Raw genomic sequence first — 24,227 nt, forward strand, 5'->3', positions numbered from 1 at the left:
GACGACCTGGAACGGTCCTCGACGGCGATGAGCGGAGACCCCGATGCCGACCGCCGACGACCCTGACGAGGCGTGGTACGACGACGACGCCGGGCTCCTGGTCCGGCCGTACGTGGTGACCCGCGCGACCGGCGCGGACGACGGCCCGCATCTCGACCTCATGACCGTGGTCGTGGCCCGGGCTGCGGTTCCCGCGGCCACGCCGCTCTTTCCCGAACAGGCGCGAATCCTCGAGCTGTGCCGGCGTCCACTGTCGGTGGCGGAGGTCGGCGCGCAACTGGACCTGCCGCTGGGTACGGTTCGGGTACTGCTCGGTGAGCTGCTGGACGCCGGGCTGATCGAGACGCACGTGTCGCCGACGCTGTCCGAGCTGCCGTCCCGGGAGCTACTCGAAGCGATGCTCACCGGGCTCCAGGCGCTGTGACCTACAGCGTGGGCCGGGGACGAGCGACGGTGAAGGATCTGAGGGAGAAGAGCACGTGCCGTCATCACCGCCTCAGCCACGGCGGACCGTAGCGGTCATCCTGCTCGACCGGATCGTGGCCCTGGCCGGGCACGTGCGGCGCGCCATCGGCGGCCTCGGGGCCTCGTCCCGGCGTACCCGGGTCCTGCTGGCCGCCTCGCTGGTGGTCCTGGTCGCGACGGCGGCCTCCGTCGTCCTGGTCCTGCGGACGCCGGAGCGGCTGGCTCCCGTGGCCCTCGACCCGCCGCCGGACGTCGCCCTGCCCACCGACCCCGCGGTCGGTGGGCCCGACCCGCAGGCCAGGCCGGCCGCCTCCAGCCCGGCGGCGGCGAGGCGGACGACGGCCGCGGCGGGCCCGCCGGTCGCCGCGGCGGCCCCGCCGGCCACGGCGCCGTCCGCGCGCACCCCGTCGGCGGCGGGGTCGAGCAGCCCGGCGGCGTTGCGCGCCGCCTTCGCCATCGAGGAGCGGGCCCTGTTCAGCTACGGCGCCGACGTGACCATCAGCAACGCCGGTCGGACGCGGGTGACGAACTGGACCCTGGTCATCACGCTGCCTCGGGAATCCCTCGAAGTCTCCTCGGTCACCGGCGCCCGAGCCACCCGCGAGGGCGCGATCTGGACCTTCGTGCCGGACGGGACGACCGCAGAGGTGGCCGCCGAGAGCTCTGTCCAGGTCACCTTCCGGGTCAGCGGCGCGCCGATCAGCTCGACTCCCACGGCCTGCACCATCGACGGAGCGGCCTGCACCGGCCTGCCCGACTGACGGCTGCCGGCTCGCCGGCCGGTGACATCGGCGGCGGGCCGCCCCGGACGGGTGACGCCGACCGAGCGGACGGCGGTGCGTCGTGATCGCTGGCTAGGCTCAGCGACGTTGCGTCGCGGCAACGGAACACCTGACCGCTCCGCTCGCACGGCAGCCGCCTGCCTGATCCGGCTGCACGGCGGCGACAGCCGCCGTCGATTCCTCTGGTGGATGCGGAGGGCGTCTGATGGACCCGGGCATGTTCCCGGCTCCGCTCTGGGCCTGGGCCGCGATCGGGGCCGTTATCGCCGTCATGCTCGCGGCGGACGTGCTCTCCCACCGCGACAACCACGTGATCGAGCTACGGGAAGCGCTGATCTGGAGCGGCGTCTGGATCGCCGCCGGACTGGCCTTCGGCCTGATCGTCTGGGTGGGGTGGGGCGGCGAGCCGGCGGTCGCGTACTACTCCGGCTACCTGCTGGAGAAGGCGCTCTCCGTCGACAACGTCTTCGTCTTCGCGCTGCTGTTCGGCTACTTCCGGGTGCCCGAGAAGTACCAGCACAAGGTGTTGTTCTGGGGTGTGGTCGGCGCGCTCGCGTTCCGACTGGTCTTCATCTTCGCCGGAGCGGAACTGCTGCACCGGTTGACCTTCGCCGGGTTCGTGCTCGGGGCGTTCCTGATCTGGACCGGGTGGCGCCTGGCGGTACGCGGCGAGCCCGACGTCGACCCCGACCGCAACGTCGTGGTCCGGTTCTTCCGACGGGTGGTACCGACCGAACAGCGGTACCACGGCGACCGGTTCACCGTCCGGGTCGACAGCCGGCGGCGGGCAACGCTGCTGCTGGTGGCGCTGGTGGCGATCGAGGCGACCGACGTGGTGTTCGCGATCGACTCCGTGGCGGCGATCCTGGCCATCACCACCAACACCTTCCTCGTCTGGACGGCGACGGCGTTCGCCGTGCTGGGGCTGCGCAGCCTCTACTTCTGTCTGGCCGGACTGCTGCGGCACTTCGGCCACCTGCGCTACGGCCTGGCGGTGCTGCTGGCGTTCGCCGGGGCGAAGCTGATCCTGGCCGAGACGCCGGTGGGCACGCTGCCGCTCTGGCTCACCCTGCTGGTGGTGGTACTGACCCTGTCGGTGTCGATCGGCTGGAGCGTGCTGGCGGCCCGCCGGGACCGGCGCCGCCACGCCGGCGGCTGAGGCGCTGCGCGTCACCTGACGTAGTAGAAGTCGGCCGCCTCCCGGCCCGCGCCGGCGCCTTGATCTGCGGTGCCTTCCCGTGGCCGCTCATCGTGGTGGTCATCGTCAGCTTCGGGCCCGCGCTGGGAGTGAGCTCCACCTTGATCGAGGTGACCCAGCCCTGGTCGTCGGTCGTGATCGTGAACGGCGACAGGGGCATACCGAGCGAGACGATGCTCGGCGCGCCCACCGGGAGAAACGACTGCACGTTCGCACCGTCGGGGTCGAAGCGGCCGGTCCAAAAGTGCGGGCCGGTCCGCTGCACCGAGGTGATCGTCGAGGTGAACGTCTTCAGGCCGGTCGGGTCGGCCCAGTCGAAGCGCAGGAAGGGGTCGTCCCGCTTCACCCGCTTCAGGTCGACGTGCACCCAGTCCTTCTCGTCGGACGGCCGTACGTAGCTGTCCGTCCCGATCACGATCCGGCTACCCGCCGAGGGGTACTTCCCGCCGGTGACCGCGATCGTCGACAGGAAGCGGCGCGCCTTCGGGTCGAAGACGCCGGTGCCCTTGACGGTCTCCCTCGGGCAGGTCGCCGCGCACCGCGTACCGGTGGGCGACGCCCTGCGACCGCTGCAACGCCTCGACCAACTCGACCCGAGCGGTGTCGGGCGTCGGAGACGGGGTGGCCCTTCCGGCCCGGACCGTCGGCTCGGCCCGGGTGGGCTCCGCCGACCCGGTGCACCCACCCGCGACGAGCAGGACGCCGGCCAGACCCAGCGTGAACAGCGTGGTGCGATGGTTCATGGCGATTCCCCCGTGGCGCCCGGCCGGGTGGCCGGACGAGGGCACGATAGGGAACGATCGGTGCTGGTGGTGGCCCCTGGCCACCGGCGGCGGCCGGGCCCGGTCCTCGTCGCTCAGCCGTCGATGTCGACGATGACCTTGCCGGCACTGGTGGCGCCGGCGACCAGCGCGTGGGCGTCCATGACCGTGTCGAGCGTGAACCGCCGTGGGTCCAGTCGTGGCCGCAGCGCCCCGGCGTCGGCCAGGGTCGCGGCCTCCCGCAGGATCTCGCCGTGGTGCTCACGACCGTGCCCGGTCAACATCGGTAGCAGGGTGAACACCCCGGAGTAGGTCGCGCCCCGGAACGACAGCGGCGCGAGCGAGTGCGACCCCCAGCCCAGCGCGCTGACGACGTGCCCGTGATAGGTACGCACAGCGGCGAACGACGCGTCGAGTGTCGCGCCGCCGACGTTGTCGGCGATGATGTCGAAGCCTTCACCCGCGGTGTACCTGCCGACGTACTCCTCGACGCTGGTCGACGTGTAGTCGATCGGCACCGCGCCGAGGCTCTCGATTACGCCCATGCTCGCCGGCGCGCCGGTCGCGTACACCTCGGCGCCGCGGGCCAGGGCAAGCTGAACGCCGACGTGGCCGACGCCGCCGGCACCTCCGTGGACCAGTACCTTCTGCCCGGCGCGGACCCCGGCCCGGTCGACCAGCCCCTCCCAGGAGGTGATCACGGCCAGCGGCAGCGCGGCGGCCGCACGCATCGACAGCGTCCGCGGCTTGCGCGCCAGCAGTCGGGCGTCCACGGCGGCGTACTCGGCCAGCGAGCCCTGCAGGTCGCCCACCCCGCCGGTGAGCCCGTACACCTCATCGCCCAGCTCGAAGCCGGTCACCTCCGGGCCCAGCGCGGCGACGACGCCGGCGAGGTCCAGGCCGAGCACCGCCGGCAGTCCGATGCGCGCGTGCGGGGCCCTCCCGGCTGGATCTTGGTGTCGAGCGGGTTCACCCCGCTGGCCATGACACGCACCAGCACCTGACCGGCGCCGGCGACGGGTTGGTCGATCTGTTCGGCCCTCAGCGGGGTACCGAACTCTCGAAGCACTGCGGCAAGCATGACTCTCCACGCCGTCCTCGACGAGGCGTCAGGCGGACGCTGCGTGACTGGGTTGCCACCCGGGCGGCTTCTGGGCGGCTACCGAACCTCGATGCGTTCTCAACCTGGCCGTACTCGTTCCGCTTCCTGCTCCGCGAGCCAGTCGTCGAAGGTCGTGGGTGCGATCCGGGCATCCGGTCCCGGCAACAGCACGTTTCCGGCCATGTCCGGGCCGAGGATCGCCTCCCAGGTGGGGACGATCTTCATGTCGCGTCCCATCGCCTGGTGGGTCCGGCGGGCCATGTCCACGAGGTCGTGACGATCGGGGCCGGCCATACCAGGATGGCGTCCCTGCGGTGATCCACCGGCGGCCTCGGCCAGGAATTCGCCGACATCGGCCGGCGCGATCGGCTGGACGAGCAGTGGCGCGAGGTAGGCGGTGCCGTCACGTTCGGTCCAGCCGGCCACCGTCGCGGCGAAGTCGAAGAACTGGGTGGCGGGCACGATGGTCCACGGCACCGGTCCGGTGGACACCAGCCGCTCCTGCTCGCGCTTGCCGGAATAGTGTGCGGTTCCCGCGATGCGGTGTACCTCGACGATCGAGAGCAACACATGGTGTCGGACACCCGCCTGCCGCTCCGCTGTCAGCAGGTTCTCGGTGGTGGTGGCGAAGTACATCATCGTGGCCTCGCGGTCGGCGGGTGGCGCGCTGATCGCATCGACGACGACGTCGACGTCGCTGAGGAACTCGGCCAGTCCCTGACCGGTCAGCAGGTCGACGCCGTGCGACCGGCTGATGGGTACCGGGTCGTGGCCGTGGCGTTGCAGGGCCGTCATGGTGTGGGACCCGATGTTGCCGGATGCGCCGGCGACCGCCACCCGCATGGTGCGCTCCTGTCTCAGAACCGGTACGAGGCGCGGCGGACGTCCGAGCGGGCTCGATGCGATGACAACGCGGTGGTCTACGGCCTCGCCTGAGCTACAGCGTAGGGGCGGTCGAGGTGCCGCGCGGCGCGAATCAGGATGCCCGCGGTCGGGGCAGGACAGTGACCCAGGTCACAACGGATGAACTTTCACCCGCCGGTCACGTCCGGAGCACCCGGATACCTCTCGCGTTCATCCAGGGAGAATGATGCGTTCAGTTCGCAAGATATCGGCGCTGGCACTGCTGGTGCTCGGCGTCTCGGCGGTGGCTCCGGGGGGTGCGCCGGCATCGGCGCAGCCCACGGCCGCGCAGCCGGCGACCACACCCAAGGTCGCGGCCCAGCCCCGGACGGTCACTCTGCTCACCGGCGACACCGTCCATCTCGGCACCGTGAACGGCCAGACGACCGTCGACGTGGTGCCCGGCAAGGGACGGGAACGGATCCCGTTCCTCGCCCACAGCGCCGGCAAGGACGTGCGGGTCATCCCCGCGGACGCCGTCGGCCTGCTCAACCGGGGAAAGCTCGACGCGCGGCTCTTCGACATCTCGAAGCTGGTCGAGTTCGGCTACGACGACACCCGGGCCACCCTGCCGCTCATCGTCCAGCACGGCAGCGGCGCCGCCGCCGGCCTCGCCGGCGCCCGGACCACCCGGCAGCTCTCCGGGGCGAGCGCTGTCGCGGAGAACCGCGCGGATGCGGTGTCCTTCTGGAACAACGTCACGTCCGCCGGGAGTGGCACGGAGCGGCAGCTGCGGGCCGGGTTCGACAAGATCTGGCTCGACGGACTGCGCCACCCGACCCTCGACGTCAGCGTCCCGCTGACCGGCGCGCCGAAGGCGTGGCAGGCCGGCTGGACGGGCGCGGGGGTGAAGGTCGGTGTGATCGACACGGGGGTCGACCAGACCCACCCCGACCTGGCCGGCCGCGTCGCCGCCGCGGAGAACTTCAGCCCCGACCCGGACGCTCTCGACCGGGTCGGCCACGGCACCCACGTCGCCTCCACCATCGCCGGCACCGCGGCCGCGTCGCAGGGCCGCTACCAGGGCATGGCGCCCGGCGCGACCCTCTACAGCGCCAAGGTGTGCATGGCGGAGGGCTGCCCCGAGTCGGCGATCCTGGCCGGCATGACCTGGGTGGCGGAACAGGGCGTCAAGGTCGCCAACATGAGCCTCGGCGGCCAGGACGACCCGGAGATCGACCCGATCGAGGCGGCCCTGACCGACCTCACTTCCCGCTACGGCGTGCTCTTCGTCGTCGCCGCGGGCAACACCGGCATGGCGGGCGACTCCACGGTGAACTCGCCCGGCGGCGTGGCCGAGGCGCTGACCGTGGGCGCCGTGAGCAAGACGGGCGAGCTGGCCGAGTTCTCGAGCCGGGGTCCGCGCACCGGCGACGCCGGCATCAAGCCGGACATCACCGCACCCGGCGTCGGCATCGTCGCCGCCCGCAGCTCGACCTCCGACCTGTGGCCGAACGACGAGAACCCGCAGTACGCCAGCCTCTCCGGCACCTCGATGGCGACTCCGCACGTGGCCGGCGCGGCGGCGATCCTGGCCCAGCAGCACCCGGACTGGACGCCCGAGCGGATCAAGTCCACGCTGATGGCGGCCGCGCAGCCGAACGCCGGCATCGGTGTCTACGAGCAGGGCGCGGGCTTCCTCGACGTCGCCCGGGCGATCCAGCAGACCGTCACGGCGAGCCCGGTCAGCGCCGCCTTCGAGCGGACCACCGCTGCGCAGCAGCGCACGGTCACGTACACGAACAGCGGCTCTTCCGCCCTGACCCTGGCCGTCTCCCTCGACGCCAAGGACGCCGACGGCGCCCCGGCGCCGGCCGGCCTGTTCAGCCTCAGCGCCTCCTCGGTGACGGTCCCGGCCGGCGGCACGGCCACCGTGACCGTCACCGTGCAGGCCGGCGCCGACCTGCCCGACCGCTATTTCGGCGGTGAGGTGACCGCCACCAGCGGCGGTGTGCAGGTGCAGACCCCGGTCGCGCTCGACATCGCCCGCCACCAGCTGTCCCTCAAGCTGGTCGGGCCGGACGGCGGAGCGCCCACCCCCGAGCAGGGCTGGGTGACCGTCCTGACCGACCTGGACCGGCAGACCATGCTGGTGCTCGGCGACCCCGCGACCACCAGGTACCGGGTCCGCGCGGGCCGCTACCTGGTCCAGACCTATCTGGTGAGCGGCGACCCGTTCCTCCCGCACGTCACGACGCTGGTACGCCCGAGCCTCGACCTGACCACGGACCAGGCGCTCACCATGGACGCCCGCCTGGCGAAGCCGATCGCGGTGTCGGTGCCGAACTCGAAGGCCACCGCGGTCCACCAGGAGTTCGGCTGGACGATCCGGACCGAGCAGCCGCAGATCTGGGGCAGCAACGACCTGTACGGCGTGCTGATGAACATCCCCTTCGAATACCTGCGGACCGCGCAGATCGGGGCCGGCGAGACGCCCGGCTTTGTCTCCTACGTCAACGGCATGTGGGGCCAGGTGGCCCAGGACGGCAGCCTGCACAACAGCCCGTACGCCTACCGGGTCTACCTCTACGAGCCGCAGAAGATGATGACCGGGCTGACCCGCAAGCTGGGCGCGGGCGACTTCGCCACGGTCCGCTCCCAGATCAGCGCGGACGTGGCCGGCGTGCCGGTCGCCCGGACCGCGGTCGCGCACGCGCCCGGCAACTCGCCGATCTACCGCGACGAGCGCAGCGTCCCGCCGAGCTTCAGCTACGACGTGCCGAGCACCATCACCGAGTACTACAACCAGGACAAGCAGGCGGTGTGGCAGTCGACCTCGGCCCAGCTGAGGTACACGTACTACCAGTCGCCGTGGACCAGCTTCCAGCCCGGGCGCACGTACACGGTGAAGTGGGCCAACGCGGTGGCCGGGCCGGTCTTCCCGGAGCCCAACTTCGGCCAGCAGTTCGCCACCCGCTACTGGGGCGACCTGATCGGCGGGCCGGGGCCGCTGCACGGCGACGGCACCGGGCACATGGGCTTCCGGCATGTCCGCGGCGGTAGCGTCGAGGTGAACCTCTACCGCAACGGGGTCAAGGTCGGCGACGCGAACCAGGCGCCCTGGGTGTGGGAGGTGCCTGCGGAGCCGGGTGACTACCGGTTGGCTGCGACCTTCCGCAGCGACCCGGCGTTCACCCTGTCGACGGTGGTCGACGCGGAGTGGACCTTCAAGTCCGGGCACGTGGGCGACGGCGAACTGGTGAAGCTGCCGATGACGGCGATCCGGTACACCCCGGAGCTCAACATCAACAACCGGGCGCCGGCCAACCGGCTGTTCGCGATCCCGGTCTCGCTCGACCGTCAGGTCGGGGCGGCGCCGGGCCAGACCACCGCCTTGACCGTCGAGGCATCCTTCGACGACGGCAAGACCTGGCGGCAACTGACCGTGCAGCGGTCCGGCGAGCAGGCCGTCGCCTGGGTGCACAACCCGGCCGGCACCGGCTTCGTCTCGCTACGGGCCGCCGCGACGGACACCAGCGGTAACACGGTCAAGCAGACCGTCATCCGCGCCTACCGCTACTGAGAACGGCCCCCGGACGCGGCGCCCACCGGCGCCGCGTCCGGGTCACCGGTGCCAGAGCAGCCGGTCGCGGATCCGCCGGACCATCGGCGAGTCCGTCCCGTCGAGCTCGGCGAGGGCCTCGCTCCACGCCTGCCCGGCCAGGACCGGGTCGCCGTTGGCGGAGTGGAAGTCGCCGATGGAGACCAGCACCTCCGCGGTGTGGTGGGTGGCCCGGGCGTCGCGGAAGATGTCGATCGCCTGCTGCCAGGTGGCCATCGCGTGCGGCAGGTCGTCGATCATCGAGTACGTGTGCGCCAGCCAGGCCTGCGTGGTGCCCATCCCGTGCAGGTCGCCGAGGGCCTCGAACTGCCGCCGCGCCTCGACGAACATGCCCAGCGCCTCGGCGTGCCGGCCGAGCCAGCCCTGTGCCCGCGCGATGACCAGCAGGGCGTTGGTGGCGCCCCGCACGTTGCCCTCGGCGCGAAAGAGCGCCCGCGCGGCCTCGGCATGCCGGATCGCCTCGTGGTAGCGCCGCTGGTCCAGCCGGATCTCGGCGATGTTGTTCTCCGCGTGGCCCTGCTCGTTGCGCCGGCCGAGCCGCTCGAAGAGCGCCCGGGCGTGCTGCAGGTGCGACAGCCCGCGGTCCAGATCGGCCAGGAAGTAGCAGGCGCCGGCGAGGCTGCGGTGCAGCAGGGCCTGGGCGGCGGGGTCGTCCCCGGTCGCGGCGAGGCCGGTGCTCATCGTTGCCGCCCACTGCCGGAACTGCGCGGTGTCCTGGAAGAAGTTCTGCAGGGCCAACGCGATCTGCCAGGCCGTACGGGGCCGGCCGCGCTGTTTGGCCCGCGCGACGATGGCGGTCAGCACCCGCTGCTCGGCGGCGAACCAGGCCATCGCGTCGGCCCGGCCGGTGTGGCCGCGCCCGGTGACCCCGCGCTCGGACGGCTCCGGCTCCGGCAGCGGCACCTGCGGCTGCAGGGGCAGATGCGCCGCGTACGCACTGAGCTGGTAATAGTCGTAGACCCGCTCGATGGCAGCGTCCCGCTCGGCCGCGTCGTCGTGCACCTCCCCGAGCTCCACGGCATAGGCGCGCAGCAGATCGTGCATCCGCCACCGGCCGTTGCCGGGCTGGACCAGCAGCTGCGACCCGAGCTCGGCGAGCAGGCCGCGGGCGCAGCGCAGGGACAGGCCGCCCAGGGCGGCCGCCGCTTCCGCGCTCAGCTCCCCGCCCGGGTGCAGGGGCAGCAGCCGGAAGAGCCGGGCTGCCTCGGGAGTCAGGGCCCGGTAGGACCAGGAGAAGATCGCCTCCAGGTCGGCGTGGGTGTCCCCGAAGCCGGCCAGCCGGCCGTCGGCCTCGGCCAGCTCACCGGCGACCGCGGGCAGGCTCAGCCCCGGCCGGCCGACGCTGCGGGTGGCCACCAGCGCCAGGGCCAGCGGCAGCCGGCCGCACCGCACGATGATCTCGTCGACGGCGGCCGGGTCGGCGGCCGCCGCGTCGCCGAGCCGCCGGGTGAGCAGCTCGCGGGCCTCGGCGTGGGTGAGCAGGTCGAGGTGCAGCGGGTGGGCGCCCGCCTGGCCGGCCACGCCGGTGATCCGGCGGCGGCTGGTGGCGATGACGAGACTGCCCCCGGTGCCGGGCAGCAGGTGCCGGATCTGGTCCCAGTCACGGCAGTTGTCGAGCAGGATCAGCATCCGACGCTCGGCCAGGATGCTGCGGTAGAGGCCGGCCTGGGCGTGCAGCTCGGCCGGGATGGCGGCGGGTGCGACCCCGAGGGACCACAGGAAACCGCGCAGCGCCTCCGCCGGTGTCATCACCGAGTCGCCGGAGTCGAAACCGCGCAGGTCCGCGTGCAACTGCCCGTCGGGGTAGCGGGCGGCCAACCGGTGGGCCAGGTGCACCGCGAGGGTGGTCTTCCCGACGCCGGGCATTCCGTCGATGACCAGCGCGGTGGTCCGCCGGTCCCCGGCCAGCAGCTCCGCCGCGGCGGCCAGGACGTCGCGGCGGCCGGTGAAGTGGGGGTGGTCGGCCGGCAACTGCGCCGGCGGCTCGGCCCGGGTCGGTGGCGACGACTCCAGCTCGACGCGTCCGACGGCGCGCCGCGACCTGGAGCCGTCGGCCGGGGCGTCGTGGTCGAGCAGGGTGTCCCGGGCGGCGCGCAGGTCGCCGCCCGGCTGGATGCCGAGTTCGTCGGCGAGCCGGTGTTCGATGTCGGCATAAGCCGCGAGGGCCTCGGCCCGCCGGCCGTCCGCGGCGAGCGCGAGCAGCAGCCGCGCCTGCAGTGCCTCATCCAGCGGCTCGTATTCGGCGGCCAGCCGGATCGCGGGCAGCACCGCGTGGACGCACCCGGCCCGCAAGGCGGCGTCGGTCGCCGCCCGGACGGCCGCGAACCGTTCGCCGTCGACAGCGACGAACTCCGGATGGGCCCGGCCGCCGGTCTGCAGGCCCGCGGCGCACCGGTCGCGCCACAGCGCCAGCGCCTCCCGGTAGAGCTCGACGGCCGGCTCGCCGGAGCTGCCGGCGGCCTGGGCGACCAGGCGCCGGAAGTGCAGCAGGTCGAGCGACTCCCCGTCGATCCGCAGTCGGTATTCGGCGCCGTCGCGGGTCAGCACCGAGCCCGCTGCCCGCGTCGGCAGGCCCGGTTCGAACCGCCGCCGGAGCATCCCGACGTGCCGGTGCACCACGTTGACCGCGCTGGGTGGGGGGTCGGACGCCCAGAGCAGGTCGACGAGTTCGGCGACGCTGACCGCGCCGCCGGCCCGGGCGAGCAGCAACGCCAGGATCAGCCGCTGCTGCCGGGTGCCCAGGTCGATCTCGGACTGGCCGCGCCAGGCCCGCACGGGGCCGAGAAGGGCGAAGGAGAGCGGGGTGGTCATCTCGATGGGATCCATACAGGGCTGGTTGCCACGATCGCCATAGCATGGCAGGGCCCGCGCCGCCCGACGGACGCGCTGCGGCAATGTGAGCTTCGACTCAGCGGCCGGACCACCGGTCGACGGAGTCGTCCCTGCTCAGGCCGCCTGGATCCCGGTGCGCAGGGCGCGCAGCGCATAGTGGGTCCGGGACTTCACCGTGCCGATCGGCACGCCCAGCCGGCCCGCGACCTCTGCCGGTGACCGCCCGACCAGGTAGACCTCGGAGAGCAGACTGCGCTGCGCCGGGCTCAGCCGGCTGAGCGCGTGCCGGATGGCGTGCGACGCCAGCGCGCTGCCGGTGGTGTCGTCACCGGCGGGGATCCAGGTCATGTCGACGAGATGGACCTCGGCCGGGCGGCCCCGCCGCAGCCGGACGCCGTCGATGACGAGCCGCCGGGCGACGGTGCAGAGCCACCGGCGGGCGGCATCGGGCTCGGCCGGCACCGAGTCGAGGTGCCGCCAGGTCCGCAGCATCGTCTCCTGGAGCAGGTCCTCGGCGGTCTGCCGCTGGCCGTGGGTCAGCACGAGCAGGAGACGCAGCACGGCACGGGCGTGGTCCGCATGCAGCGCGGTCATCCGCTCAGCCCGGCCGACCGGTGATTCGTCGAGTGCCCCGAGCACCATATTTCCCCCACAGGCAGGAGCAACGGTGAATGAGGCACGAGCCTAGGGACGACCGATGCGAATAAACTGACGCGCAAGTGCGGATCGAGTGCCGTCGCCGATCGCAATCGGTCACCGACGCGACGTGACCGCCGCGAGCAGGCCGGCCAGCCGCCGACCGGTCCGGGTCTGCGCGTACGGGATCAGGGCCAGCGCCTCCTGCCACGCCCGCACCGCGGCGTCCTGGTCGCCGGCGGCGGCGAGGGCGTCGCCGAGCAGCGCCAGGACCTCCGCGGCCGGCGCCGACGCCGACGCCTCCTGGTAAGCGACGGCCGCCTCGCGCCAGCAGTCGACCGCCTTGCCGGGCTCCCGGCGGGCGGAATGCACCTGGCCGAGCACCTCCCACGCCTCGGCGATGCCGAGCTTGTACTGCGCTCCACGCGACAGCGTCATCGCCTGCTCGGCGCAGCGCACGGCCTCTTCCGCCCGGCCCAGTTCGGCGTAGCTCGCGGCCATGATCACCAGGACGTCCGCGAGCAGCTTGTCGTCTCCGGCCGCCCATGGCCCCAGCGCCGCGGAAAGCGCCCGCACAACCTCCTCGTGTCGCCCCTGGGCGCTCAGAATCATCGCCCGGTTGATCCCGGCCCGGGTCATCTCGTCGTACAGGCCGAGCCGGGCGAGCAGCTCAACCGCCTGGTCGAGATGCCCGACCGCGCTCTCGTGCTCGTTCCGGAAGTAGGCCGCGCCGGCCAGGCTGCGGTGCATCCGGGCCTGCCCGACCAGGTCGCCGCCCGCCCGGGCGGCCTCGAGGGCCACCTCGCCGGTCGTCGTCCAGTCGGCCCACCGGCCGCTGCGTTCGAAGAAGTGCTGCATGCCCAGGGCAAGCTGCCAGGCCTCGGTGTGCCGGCCCTGCCGGGCGGCCCGGCCGACCAGCGCGATCAGGACCTGCCGCTCGGCGGTGAACCAGCGCATGGCGTCGCCGTGGCCGGCGAAGCGCAGCGGGGTCTCGCCCGGCCCCGGCTCGATCATCGGGTGGTACTCGGAGGCCAGCAGCCGTCGGTGCGCCTGATAGCCGGTGGCCCGGTAGAACTGCAGGCAGCGCAGCTCCGCGGCGGCACGCTCGGCCGGGCTGTCGTTCTCCTCGCCAAGCTCCGTGGCATAGGCCAGCAGGAGGTCGTGGGTGCGGTAGCGGCCCGGCAGGTCCTCGCCGATCAGGTGCGCGCGGCTCAGCTCACCGAGCAGTGCCCGCGCGCTCCGCAGCGGGACGCCGGCCAGGCCCGCCGCCCCGGCGATCGAGATATCGGGGCCGGAATGAATCGGCAACAGCCGGAAGAGCCGGGCGGCCGGGGCGGAGAGCGCCTGGTAGGACCAGGAGAAGATGGCCCGGAGGCCGGTCTGCGGGTCCTCGCCGTCAAAGCCGTCCAGGCTCCCAGGCGCCTTGGCCAGTTCGGCGGCGATCTGCGCCGTTGGCGTCCGCGGCAGGCTCGCCGCGCGGGCGGCCACCACGGCCAGCGCAAGCGGCAGTCGCCCGCAGCTGGCGATGATGGCGTCGATCGCGGCCGGGTCCGCCGCGACGCGGCCGGCGCCGAGCGGCCCCAGGAGCGCCGCGCGGGCCTCGTCGACGCTCGGCAGGCCGACCGGCAGCGGGTGGGCGCCGGCCGTGGTCAGCAGGGTGCTGAGCCGACTGCGGCTGGTGACGATCACCAGACAGCCGGGGCTGCCCGGCAGCAGGTGCCGGATCTGCTCGGCGTCCCGGCAGTTGTCGAGCAGGATCAGCAGGCGCCGGCCGGCGAGCCTGCTGCGGTACATGCCCGCCTGGGCGTGCAGCTCGGCGGGAATGCCCTCCTGGGGCACCCCGAGCGAGCCGAGGAAGCCGCGCAGCGCCTCGGCCGGGCTCATCGCGGGCTCCCGCCCGTCGTATCCGCGCAGGTCGACATAGAGCTGCCCGTCCGGGTAGCCGCCGGCGAACTCGTGGGCGAGGTGGACGGCGAGGGCGGTCTTGCCGATCCCGGGCATGCCGTCGATCGCGAGCACCGCCGGCCCGCCCGGGCGCGCGACCGCCGCGCGGGCCTCGGCGACGAGGTCGTCCCGACCGCTGAAGAAGGGCAGGTCCGGCGGCAGCTGCGCGGGCCGGGGAAGTGACGACGGCGATTCGGTACGCGCCGGCTGGGTGCGCTGGTGCAGCAGCCGGTCGTACGCCTCCCGCAGCTCCTCGCCCGGATCGATGCCCAGCTCGTCGGCGAGCCGGCGGCGCACCACCCGGTACATCTCGACGGCTTCCGCCTGGCGGCCGTCGGCGGCGAGCGCCAGCAGCAACCGGCTCTGCAGCGACTCGTCGAGCGGGTGCTGCTCGGCGGCCTGCCGCAACGGCGCCAGCACCGCGCTCATCCGGCCGCAGCGCTCAGCGGCGTCGGCGGCGTCGCGCACGGCCTGGGCGCGTTCGGCCTCCACGGCGAGGAACGCGGGATGCAGGCGGGAGGCCGGTTCCAGGCCCGCGGCGCACCGGCCGCGCCAGAGCCGCAGCCCGTCGAGGGAATGTCGCAGCGCCGACTCCGGGTCGCCGTCCTGCAGGCTGCGGCCCGCCAGCCGGCTCAGTGACCGGAACTTCAGCAGGTCGAGGGAGTCCTCGTCGGCGCGCAACCGATAGCTCGAGAGCTCCCGGAGGATATGCCGGCCCGCCGACCGGGTGGGCAGGTCGGGCTCGAGCAGCCGCCGGAGCACCCCGACGTGCCGGTGCACGACGTTGGCGGCGCTGGCCGGGGCCTCCTCGTCCCAGAGCAGGTCGACCAGCTCGGCCAGGGAGACCGGTGAGCCGGCCCGGGCCAGCAGCAACGCGAGCACCAGGCGCTGCTGGCGGGCCCCCAGGTGCAGCTCGGCGCCGGCGCGGACGACCCTGAGCGAGCCGAGCACCGAGAAACCGATCGTCTCGCCCGCCTCCGCCCGCACACCGGCAACGGTAACCGGCGATCCGCCACCCGGACCTTTCGACCACCGGGTCTCCGGGACGACGACGGGAGCGGCGGGGCCGACCACTCCTCGTCGACCCGCAGCAACCGTTCCCGCCGTCGGCCACGCCCCGGTCGCCCGTGACGCCTCCATGCAGCAGCCGAATCAGTCCGTTCAGCTCTGGTGGAGCGACCTCTGACCTGGTCCGCTGAGGGACAGGACCACTCGGTTGGTCATCTGGACCGGAATCGAGACCGGCATGGACAACAGGTATTTCCCTCGAAGTGTGCGCCACCTGAGCTGCGCCCTCCTGGTCGGCGCCGTCACCCTGCTGGCGTTCGCTCCAGCGGCGCCGGCCGCCGACCGCACCACCGCCGCCCCCGCCACCGCCGCCCGCAGGACGGCGGCCGCGGTGACGGCCCCGTCGCCCGGCACGTTCACCGGACTGGGCTTCGACGCCTGCACCGCTCCGTCGGCCGAGACCATGCAGGCATGGCTGGCGGCCTCGCCCTACCGGGCGATCGTCATCTACTTCGGTGGTGTCAACCGCGCGTGCACCCAGCCCAACCTGACCGCCTCGTGGGTCGCCGCCCAGCAGGCGGCGGGCTGGCATCTCGTACCGGTCTATCTCGGGTTGCAGGCACCATGCACGACGTCCACCAAGCGCTATCTGATCGACGCGGCGAACGCGGCGGCGCAGGGACGCATACAGGCGGAAGACGCGGTCGCACAGGCGAAGGCGCTGGGCCTGGCGCCGGAGAGCGTACTCATCTTCGACATGGAGGCGTACCGGACCGACGATCCGGCCTGCCGCTCCGCGGTGCTCGCGTTCATGAGCGCCTGGACGGCGCGGCTGCACGACCTCGGCTACCTCTCCGGCTTCTACAGCAGCATGGCCTCCGGCGTCGCCGACCAGGTGGCGGCCTACAACACCACCGGCTACGTCCGCCCCGACTACCTGGACTTCGCCCGCTGGGACGGGGTCGCCACCGTGTCCGACCCGGCCATCCCCAGCTCGTACTGGTCCCCCCAGCGGCGGATGAAGCAGTACCGAGGCGACCACAACGAGACGTGGGGCGGGGTGTCCATCAACATCGACAACGATTACCTCGACGTCGCTCCCATCCCGGCGACCTCCTTCGGGGACTTCAACGGCAACGGCTGGTCCGACCTGCTGAGCCGCCAGCCCGCCACGGGGAACCTGTATCTCTACCCCGGCAACGGGACGTCCCTCGGCATTCGCACGACCATCGGCACGGGATGGAACGGCATGGATGTCATCATCCGGACGGACTTCACCGGGGACGGTCACGGAGACCTCATCGCCCGCGACAAGGCGACCGGCTACCTCTGGCTGTATCCGCACACGCCATCGGGGTGGGGCAGTCGGATCCGCCTCGGTACCGGCTGGAACTCGATGCGCGAGATCACCCCCGTCGACGACGTCAACCGGGACGGCTACCGGGACGTGCTCGCCGTGCAGGCCTCCACTGGATACCTCTACCTGTATCCGGGCCGCGGCACGTCGTTCGGTCCACGGTCGTCTCTCGGAACCGGCTGGAACACCATGGACGAACTCGCCGGAGTCGGCGACTTCAACCGCGACGGCCATCAAGACCTCATCGCCCGGCAGAAGTCCACCGGCAACCTCTTCCTCTACCCGGGCCGGACCGGGGGGCTCGGCACGAAGTTGCAGGTCGGCACCGCATGGAACGGCATGCGTGACCTCGTCGGCGTCGGTGACTTCAACCGCGACGGCTACCCGGATCTGCTCGCCATCGAGAAGTCCACGAGCTACCTGTACTTCTATCGCGGTCGGGGCACGAGCTTCGCCGCCAGAATCCGGCTCGGTGTGGGCTGGGGCGGGATGCAACCTCTGCTGTGAAGTACGGCCGTTCACGAGCGGCGGCGGCGGACGCCGGTTTGAAACTGCCTCACCTACAGCTCCAGGGCCAGGCGTTTTAAACCTCGGTGTCCTGTTCTGTCACTCAGTGCCCTGGTGCTTCACACCTCGATGTCCTGTTTCGCCGGTCGAGGTTTTGACGTCCTGTTTGGTATGTCTATGGCCTGAAATTCGAATATGCAGATAGCGGTACATCTGCGGACTGCTTGATCGGGCAATCAGGACTTATGCCTCATCACTGGACCCATAGCCTCGACCGGTGCCCTTTCGCCTCTCCTTCGATGGACTCCCCCGTGGACCGCAGTTCGCTTCGTCAACCCTCCAGTCCGGACCCGTTCGACCGGTGTTCGTCGACATCACCGGGACCCGCCGCCGACGGATCGGACGCGCGGGAGTGATGGTCGCCCTCGCATCGCTGACGTACCTGCCGATGGCCGGGAGCGGCCTGCTGCCCGGTCCGCCGGCGCCGGCGCAACCCGGGCCGCTCACCGTCGGCGGCGTTGCGGTCGATCGCAGCGGACGCCCGCCGGCCAGCAGGCCATCGCCACTCGACGCCGCGTACCCACAGCGGGCCGAGGGGCCGTCGGACACGGTGGACCGGCCAGCGCGGCGAGCCCGTCAGGAGCGGGAGCCCAACAAGCCGGACCGGCCAGCCCAGCCGCCCGACCCCGCACCCGACCGGCCTGAGCCCAACGCACCTTCGACCTCCGGAAGCAGCGAACCGCCACCGGTCACGGCCTCGCCGGCCCTGCCCGTTCCCGGCCGGGAGGCGACGCCGTCAACCCCCGAAAGCCGCGAACCGGTACCGGACACGGCCTCGCCGGCCCTGCCCGTACCCGGCACGGAGGCGGGCCGATGACCCTGCTGAGCCGCCTTCGCGCCAGTGGCCCGCCCGGGCGGCGCAGGTCCGGCCGCCCCGGTCGGTGGACCGGCCGGTTCGTCTGGGCGTCCCTGTTGACGGTGGTCGTGTGCGTGCTCCTGGTCGAGGCGTACGCGAACGCGGGATTCAGACCCGACCACGTGGGCGAGTCCGAGGACCAGTTCACCGTTCCGACCGACATCCTGAGCGGCGGCCCGGTCCTGGACGCCCGGGGCGAGCAACCCCGGTCCTACCGGATGCCCGCGAAGACCATCGCGCTCACCTTCGACGACGGGCCCGATCCCACCTGGACCCCCAAGGTGCTCGACGTCCTGCGACGGCACCGGGCCAGGGCCACGTTCTTCGTGATCGGTTCGCAGTCGGCCAGGCACCGGGACCTGGCCCGGCGGACCGTCGCGGAGGGGCACGAGCTCGGTGTGCACACCTTCACCCACCCGGACGTGAGCGCGCTGCCGAGCTGGCGGCAGCGGATGGAGTACGCACAGACCCAGATGGCGATCGTGGACGCAGCCGGCGTACGCACCAACCTCCTGCGGTTTCCCTACTCGTCGGTGCCCAGCGCCGTCGACGACTCGAACTGGCCGATCATCCGGGCGGCCGCCCGACTCGGCTACCTGACCGTGGTCAACGACATCGACGGCAGGGACTGGGCCCGCCCCGGCGTGGACGCGATCGTGCGGAACATGACGCCGGCGGCGGGAGCGGGTGCCGTGGTCCTGCTGCACGACGCCGGCGGCGACCGGTCGCAGACCATCGCCGCACTGGACAGGTTCATTCCCCTGATGCAGGCACAGGGCTACACCTTCACCACGGTGAGCGACGGGATGAACCAGGCGCGGCCGGGGGCGGACGCCTTCGTCGGCAATGTCCCGGCGTCGACCGCGGACCGCTGGCAGGCGGCACCGCTCCGCTGGGCGATCGTGCTGGCCGATTCGATCCTGCGAGGTCTGGCCGTCCTCTTCGTGGTGGTCGGGGCGCTCATGCTGGCCCGGACGCTGCTGTTGGTCCTGCTCGCCCGCAAACTCGCGCGGCGACGGCGGGTGCACCGCTGGCCGTGGGGGGTCACCACCGCACCGGTGTCGGTGATCGTGCCCGCCTACAACGAACGGGCCGGCATCGTTGCCACGGTTCGTTCGCTGGCCGCCAACGACCACCCGGGCATCGAGGTGATCGTGGTCGACGACGGCTCGACCGACGGCACGGCCGACCTCGTCGACGCGCTCGGCCTCGACACCGTGCGGGTCATCCGCAAGCCCAACGGAGGCAAGGCGAGCGCCCTCAACACCGGCCTCCTGTACGCCTCGCACGACATCATCGTGACCGCCGACGCCGACACCGTCTTCGAGCCGGACGCGATCCGCAGGCTCGTCGAACCGTTCACCGATCCGGGGATCGGCGCGGTGGCCGGCAACGTCAAGGTCACCAATCGGCACGGGCTGCTCGGCAAGTGGCAGCACATCGAGTACGTCATCGGCTTCAGCCTGGACCGCCGGTTCTACGAGACGCTCGGCTGCATACCGACGGTGCCGGGGGCGATCGCCGCCTTCCGCCGACGCGCCCTGACGGGTATCGGTGGGATGAGCGGCGACACGCTGGCCGAGGACACCGACGTCACCATGGCGGTCCTCCGTGCCGGCTGGCGGGTGGTGTACCAGGGCCGCGCCCGCGCCTGGACGGAGGTGCCCGCGTCGCTGGGCGACCTGTGGCGACAGCGCTGCCGGTGGAGCTACGGCACCCTGCAGGCGATGTGGAAGCACCGGAGGGCGGTGTTCGACCGCGGTGCCTCGGGCCGCTTCGGCCGCTTCGGCCTGCCCATGCTCGCCCTCTTCGGCGTGGTACTGCCCCTGCTCGGTCCGGTGCTCGACCTGCTCGCCCTGTACGGGCTCTTCTTCATGGACACGAAGAAGACGGCCGTGGCGTGGGTCGCGATGCTGGTCGTGCAGGCCCTGACCGCGGCGGTGGCCTTCCGGCTCGACGGGGAACCGCTGCGTCCGCTCCTCACCCTGCCGATTCAGCAGTTCGCCTACCGCCAGCTGATGTACCTGGTACTGGCCCGGTCCGTGGTGACGGCGGTGACCGGCTCCCGCCTGGGTTGGCGCAAGGTCAAGCGCGCCGGCGACATCGTGGACCACCATGCCGCGCCACCGGCGTCGACGGACGGTGGCACGGGAGGACTCCCGGTCCGGGACCGCTGGTTCGACACGCTACGGGCGGTGGCGCTGGGCCGCGTCATCGTGTACCACATGTTCGGCGCCGTCTGGCTGAGCTTCGTCTTCCCCGCCATGGGGGTGATGTTCGCGCTGGGCGGTTCGCTGATGGCCGCCTCGCTGGACCGGGCGCCGAACCGGGCGGTCATCAGCCGCCTGCGCCGCCTGCTGCCGGCCCTGTGGGCGATGGGGCTCGTGCTGGTGCCCGTGATGGTCTGGCACGGCTGGTCCGACCGGCCGGCCTGGCCGGCGCTGTTGAGCTGGCTGGTTCCGCTGGTGCAGCCGCCGGGCAACGAGTGGGCGGCGGACGTGACGGGGGTGCTGTGGTACCTCGTGGCGTACCTGTGGCTGGTGCTGCTCTCCCCCGTGCTGCTCGCGGTGTACCGGCGGTTGCCGGTCGGGTCCGTGCTCGTCCCGCTGGCCGGCGTGGTGGTGCTGCAGACGGCTGGCCCGTCACTCGACGGGCCGGTGGGGTCGGTGCTCACCGACCTGGCCACGTTCGGCGCCTGCTGGTTGGTGGGTTTCGCGCACCGCGACGGCCGGCTGCGGCGGCTTCCGCTGTCAGCGCTGCTGGCCGCCGCAGCCGGGTGCCTGGGGTTCGCGCTCGGCTGGCTCGCCACCCACCCCGGCCAGGGCCTGGACCTCAACGACATCCCCGTCGCCCAGGCGTTCTGGTCGTTGGCCTTCGTGCTGGTCCTGCTCCGGGTCACGCCCCCGATGGGCTGGCTGACCCGGGTCCGGCCGCTCGAGGTGTTGGTGACGGCGTTGAACGGTCGGGCCCTGACCATCTACCTCTGGCACAACGCCGCCATCGCGGTCTGCTTCGCCATCGGCGACGGCCTGGGCCTCTTGCGGCGGGGCCAGGTGGGCTACCTGGCGGTGGCCCTGGTGATCCTCGCCGGGGTGGTGCTGGCTCTGGGCTGGATCGAGGACGTCAGCGCCCGGCGTCGGCCCCGTCTGCTGCCCTGGGCACGTCCCACGAGGGCGCCCGGACCCTCTCAATCGGTCGGAGAGCACCCGGGCGACGTCGCCGTGGCGGACGCTCGGCAGCAGGAGGCGGCCGCCATGCGATGACGACGCGACACGCAAGCCGCAGTCAGGCGAAAACGTAACATTTAGTTAATTTTGTCGTATCATTGACTCACGTTGGCGAGCCTCCCCCACCACAGGTCCGGGGGTGCCGACACCGGGGGCGACGCGTCCGCAACGACGGCGGACGGTCGCCCGGCGGGCAGGACGCCGCCGCGGGCCGACCGGACACGGACACGATCCATCCGGTGCCCGCGAGCGGGAAGACGGTGACTTGGGTGGTCACCACGGCCGGCACGGGCCTTCGCCTCCTACGAGGCCCGTGCCGGCCATCTCCAGAGGGCGTCCCCCAACCCGGGGGCGTCGGCGAAAGGCTCGCCCCGCGCCGAGGGCTAAGAGGAGACAAATGTCGTATCCGCCGAGCACGCCGACCGAGCGGGCACTGTGGAACGCCGTGGTGGACGGGGTCCGCGCGGCCGGCGCATCGGACCGGGCGGGTTTCGAGGCGGCGGTCAGCCGCCTGCGACGCCTGCCCCGGCCGTGGGTGGATCAGGTCCTCGACCACACCGCCGAGCTGCTGGCCGAGGAACTCGGCCCGCCCGGGTCTGTCCACTGGCCGCCCCCGGTGCCGTCCGGTGCCGGACTCGCGCCGTGGGCGCGAGCGGACCCGACTCTGCTCACCTTCCTCTCCCGGCGGCACCGTGCACGACCGGCGGCGACGCCCGGTGATCCGGAGGAGACGCCGCGTCGGCTGCTGTTGATCACCCACCTGGCCCTCGTGGCGCAGGTCGGCGTCGGCGCCTTTCTCGATGTGGCCCTGGTCGGCGCCGCCCGGTCGTCCCGGCCGGCGTCCCGACTGGTCCCGCACTGCCGGCTCGGACGCTGACCGAAGACCGGTCCCACCTCCGGCCCTGTCCCTCAGGTGCTTTCCACGATGCGGTTCTCCCACGCCCAGGCGGCGATCTCGACCCGGTTGCGGGCGTCCAGCTTGGTGTGGATCCCGGAGACGTGACTCTTGACCGTGCTCAGCGAAATGAACAGCTCGGCGGCGATCTCGCTGCACGTGGCGATCACCTACCAGCCGTACCACCGCTACTGGCCGTTCCAGGTGCTGGAGTCGGGGCTCTACCTCCTCCTCGCCGGGCTGCTGACGCTCTTCGGCCGCTGGCGGATCCAGCGCCGGATCACCTGAGCGGCGATGCCCCGCCGGACACCTGCTATTACATCAAGCCCATTTGATGTATTCTGCTGATCGTGGCGCTGTTGAGTCAAGCTCCCCCGGCGTTCGTGCGCCTGGCCGCCCATCCGCTGCGGTGGCGGCTGCTGACCCAGCTCGCCGAGAGCGACTATCGGGTCCGGGAACTCGTGAAGCTGGTGGGTGAGCCGCAGAACCTGGTCTCCTACCATCTGCGGCTGCTGCGTGACGGCGGCCTGGTCACGGCCACGCGCAGCAGCTTCGACGGCCGCGACAGCTACTACCACCTGGATCTGGATCGCTGCACGAAGGCGCTGGCCGACACCGGCGCCGCGCTGCACCCGGCGCTGCGCCGGGAGCCCGCACCGCACACACCGGTGGACCTGCGGCGCTCGCCCCGCGTCGGCGTGCTGTTCGTCTGCACCGGCAACAGCGCCCGCTCACCGGTCGCCGAGGCCCTGCTACGCCACCGCACCGGCGGCCAGGTCGAGGTGGCCAGCGCCGGCAGCCGGCCCAAGCCTCGCCATCATCCCAACGCCGTACGGGTGCTACAGGACGAGTACGGCATCGACATCACCGGCCGGCGCCCCCGGCACCTGGACACAGTGGCCGACCGTCGGTTCGACTACGTGATCAGCCTGTGTGACAAGGCCCGCGAGGCCTGCCCCGACTTTCCGGACCATCCTCGGCGGGTGCACTGGAGCATCCCAGACCCCGCCACAGCCGGCACCACCGACCAGACCAGCTACCCCGCCTTCCAGCACACCGCGACAGACATCGACACCCGCATCACGCACCTGCTGCCCGTGCTCGCCGCCACCCGGCTCTGAAGGAGATTCAGTCATGACAGCAACCGACCAGTACGCCAACGTCCGTTACCTCGTTGATGACGTCCAGGCCGCCGTCGACTTCTACACCGCCCATCTCGGCTTCACCCTGAACACCAGCGCCGCGCCCGCGTTCGCTGACGTGCTGCGCGGCCCGCTGCGGCTGCTGCTGTCCGGGCCAGCCAGTTCCGGCGCCCGCGCCACCCCCGACGACGCCACCAGCCCGGGCCGCAACCGCATCCACCTGGTTGTCGACGACCTGGACGCTGAGATCGCCCGGCTCCGTGGCGCGGGGCTGTCGTTCCGCAGCGAGCCGGTCTCCGGGCCCGGCGGGCGGCAGATCCTGCTCGCCGACCCCGCCGGCAACCTGATCGAGCTGTTCCAACCCGCCCACCAGCCCCCCGCCACGCCAACCACCTGACCGCAGCCCGGGGAAAGATCCGCCGGCGTTCGTGCCGGCGGTGCGGAGGCTTGGTCAGCCGGTGCGGCGGGAGCGGGCCAGACCCAGCCCGCCGAGGGCCATGGCGATCAGTCCCACCACCACGGCCACGAAGCCGCCGACTATTCCGCCGCCGGTACCGGGGCCACCATCGGCGGCGGCCACCACCAGGCTGCCGATGACCGCGCCGGCCAGCCCCGCCGCCAGGGCCACGACGGCCCCTCTTCTCCCGGTGCCGATACGACCGGCGGAGCGGGCCAGAGCCAGCCCACCGATGACCACGCCGACCAGCCCCAGCAGCGCGGCCACCAGGGACCAGAGACGCCCGGCGGTCAAGGTGTAGGAACTGGCGGCGACCGGCTGGACCAGGACGTGCGCGGCCGACGGTGTGGCAAGCCCGAAATCTCCGAGCATGGCGGTGGCGAGCAGATGACGGACGGACATGAGGTGCTCCTTCTCCTCTGGCGACTGGACGTCGCCTGATCCTGTCCGCTGGACCCACCGCTGGTCGTCCTGCGGGCGCAGGCAATTCGCGCTGCTGCCGACGCCGTAGCCGGCTGCCGCGGCTGCCGCAG

General features: G+C 72.3%; 19 protein-coding genes. 10 read left to right on the top strand and 9 right to left on the bottom strand.

Translation table 11 applies throughout. The annotated features are described in order from the left end of the window. The first annotated feature begins 43 nt into the window (after positions 1 to 43). From GA0074696_RS23390 to GA0074696_RS23400, 3 genes are all read left to right on the top strand, one after another. Positions 44 to 424: a DUF742 domain-containing protein gene (locus GA0074696_RS23390; RefSeq protein ID WP_088963091.1), complete on the top strand. Its 381-nt coding sequence runs from the start codon at positions 44 to 46 to the stop codon at positions 422 to 424. Between the two features lie 55 nt (positions 425 to 479). Then, positions 480 to 1,226 (top strand): cellulose binding domain-containing protein, encoded by a 747-nt coding sequence (locus GA0074696_RS23395; RefSeq protein WP_088963092.1) that lies wholly within the window; start codon positions 480 to 482, stop codon positions 1,224 to 1,226. A 238-nt stretch (positions 1,227 to 1,464) separates the two neighbouring features. Next, positions 1,465 to 2,406 (top strand): TerC/Alx family metal homeostasis membrane protein, encoded by a 942-nt coding sequence (locus GA0074696_RS23400; protein ID WP_197700769.1) that lies wholly within the window; start codon positions 1,465 to 1,467, stop codon positions 2,404 to 2,406. Here GA0074696_RS23400 and GA0074696_RS32025 read toward each other — a convergent pair. The 4 genes from GA0074696_RS32025 to GA0074696_RS23415 all read right to left on the bottom strand — a co-directional run bounded on the left by GA0074696_RS32025 (position 2,312) and on the right by GA0074696_RS23415 (position 5,151). Next, positions 2,312 to 2,860, bottom strand: coding sequence for a hypothetical protein (locus GA0074696_RS32025; RefSeq protein ID WP_231925128.1), 549 nt, complete (start codon positions 2,858 to 2,860; stop codon positions 2,312 to 2,314). The genes GA0074696_RS23400 and GA0074696_RS32025 overlap by 95 nt on opposite strands. Positions 2,861 to 2,867: 7 nt before the next feature. After that, entirely contained in the window at positions 2,868 to 3,188 is a 321-nt protein-coding gene (locus tag GA0074696_RS32030) for a hypothetical protein (RefSeq protein WP_231925129.1), read from the bottom strand. 113 nt (positions 3,189 to 3,301) lie between these two features. Continuing rightward, positions 3,302 to 4,297 carry a zinc-binding dehydrogenase gene (locus tag GA0074696_RS23410; protein ID WP_456238169.1) on the bottom strand — a complete coding sequence of 332 codons (996 nt, stop codon included), beginning with the start codon at positions 4,295 to 4,297 and terminating at the stop codon, positions 3,302 to 3,304. Between the two features lie 89 nt (positions 4,298 to 4,386). Next, positions 4,387 to 5,151: an SDR family oxidoreductase gene (locus GA0074696_RS23415; RefSeq protein WP_088963094.1), complete on the bottom strand. Its 765-nt coding sequence runs from the start codon at positions 5,149 to 5,151 to the stop codon at positions 4,387 to 4,389. Between the two features lie 247 nt (positions 5,152 to 5,398). Here GA0074696_RS23415 and GA0074696_RS23420 point away from each other — a divergent pair, with 247 nt between their 5' ends. Then, entirely contained in the window at positions 5,399 to 8,734 is a 3,336-nt protein-coding gene (locus GA0074696_RS23420; protein WP_088964753.1) for a S8 family peptidase, read from the top strand. Positions 8,735 to 8,776: 42 nt separating this feature from the next. Here GA0074696_RS23420 and GA0074696_RS23425 read toward each other — a convergent pair whose 3' ends face one another. The 3 genes from GA0074696_RS23425 to GA0074696_RS23435 all read right to left on the bottom strand — a co-directional run bounded on the left by GA0074696_RS23425 (position 8,777) and on the right by GA0074696_RS23435 (position 15,172). Further along, positions 8,777 to 11,599 carry an AfsR/SARP family transcriptional regulator gene (locus tag GA0074696_RS23425; RefSeq protein ID WP_088963095.1) on the bottom strand — a complete coding sequence of 941 codons (2,823 nt, stop codon included), beginning with the start codon at positions 11,597 to 11,599 and terminating at the stop codon, positions 8,777 to 8,779. A gap of 120 nt (positions 11,600 to 11,719) precedes the next feature. Next, positions 11,720 to 12,199 (bottom strand): sigma-70 family RNA polymerase sigma factor, encoded by a 480-nt coding sequence (locus tag GA0074696_RS23430; protein WP_231925130.1) that lies wholly within the window; start codon positions 12,197 to 12,199, stop codon positions 11,720 to 11,722. Positions 12,200 to 12,358: 159 nt separating this feature from the next. Continuing rightward, positions 12,359 to 15,172, bottom strand: coding sequence for an AfsR/SARP family transcriptional regulator (locus tag GA0074696_RS23435; RefSeq protein WP_172894404.1), 2,814 nt, complete (start codon positions 15,170 to 15,172; stop codon positions 12,359 to 12,361). A 286-nt stretch (positions 15,173 to 15,458) separates the two neighbouring features. Between GA0074696_RS23435 and GA0074696_RS23440 the strand changes: the two genes are divergently transcribed. From GA0074696_RS23440 to GA0074696_RS23450, 3 genes are all read left to right on the top strand, one after another. Beyond that, a complete protein-coding gene (locus GA0074696_RS23440) occupies positions 15,459 to 17,057 on the top strand; it encodes a glycoside hydrolase domain-containing protein (RefSeq protein ID WP_172894406.1) in 1,599 nt (532 codons plus the stop codon). 873 nt (positions 17,058 to 17,930) lie between these two features. Further along, the gene (locus GA0074696_RS23445; RefSeq protein ID WP_088963099.1) at positions 17,931 to 21,236 is read left to right on the top strand and encodes a glycosyltransferase; all 3,306 of its coding nucleotides are present in this window, start codon (positions 17,931 to 17,933) and stop codon (positions 21,234 to 21,236) included. A 361-nt stretch (positions 21,237 to 21,597) separates the two neighbouring features. Further along, positions 21,598 to 22,077, top strand: coding sequence for a hypothetical protein (locus tag GA0074696_RS23450; protein WP_088963100.1), 480 nt, complete (start codon positions 21,598 to 21,600; stop codon positions 22,075 to 22,077). A gap of 32 nt (positions 22,078 to 22,109) precedes the next feature. Here the strand turns inward: GA0074696_RS23450 and GA0074696_RS23455 are convergent, their stop codons facing one another. After that, entirely contained in the window at positions 22,110 to 22,265 is a 156-nt protein-coding gene (locus GA0074696_RS23455) for a response regulator transcription factor (RefSeq protein WP_197700771.1), read from the bottom strand. On the opposite strand from GA0074696_RS23455, the gene GA0074696_RS32340 reads away from it, so the two are divergent. The 3 genes from GA0074696_RS32340 to GA0074696_RS23465 all read left to right on the top strand — a co-directional run bounded on the left by GA0074696_RS32340 (position 22,255) and on the right by GA0074696_RS23465 (position 23,634). Next, positions 22,255 to 22,383 carry a hypothetical protein gene (locus GA0074696_RS32340; RefSeq protein WP_269458688.1) on the top strand — a complete coding sequence of 43 codons (129 nt, stop codon included), beginning with the start codon at positions 22,255 to 22,257 and terminating at the stop codon, positions 22,381 to 22,383. The two genes, GA0074696_RS23455 and GA0074696_RS32340, sit on opposite strands and share 11 nt — an antisense overlap. A gap of 62 nt (positions 22,384 to 22,445) precedes the next feature. Continuing rightward, the gene (locus GA0074696_RS32345) at positions 22,446 to 23,216 is read left to right on the top strand and encodes an arsenate reductase/protein-tyrosine-phosphatase family protein (protein WP_088963101.1); all 771 of its coding nucleotides are present in this window, start codon (positions 22,446 to 22,448) and stop codon (positions 23,214 to 23,216) included. A 13-nt stretch (positions 23,217 to 23,229) separates the two neighbouring features. Next, positions 23,230 to 23,634 carry a VOC family protein gene (locus tag GA0074696_RS23465; RefSeq protein ID WP_088963102.1) on the top strand — a complete coding sequence of 135 codons (405 nt, stop codon included), beginning with the start codon at positions 23,230 to 23,232 and terminating at the stop codon, positions 23,632 to 23,634. A 54-nt stretch (positions 23,635 to 23,688) separates the two neighbouring features. On the opposite strand, the gene GA0074696_RS23470 is transcribed toward GA0074696_RS23465, so the two are convergent. Beyond that, entirely contained in the window at positions 23,689 to 24,096 is a 408-nt protein-coding gene (locus GA0074696_RS23470) for a DUF6223 family protein (RefSeq protein ID WP_088963103.1), read from the bottom strand. Positions 24,097 to 24,227: the final 131 nt, after the last annotated feature.

It is taken from the genome of Micromonospora purpureochromogenes (assembly GCF_900091515.1).
Classification (GTDB): domain Bacteria; phylum Actinomycetota; class Actinomycetes; order Mycobacteriales; family Micromonosporaceae; genus Micromonospora; species Micromonospora purpureochromogenes.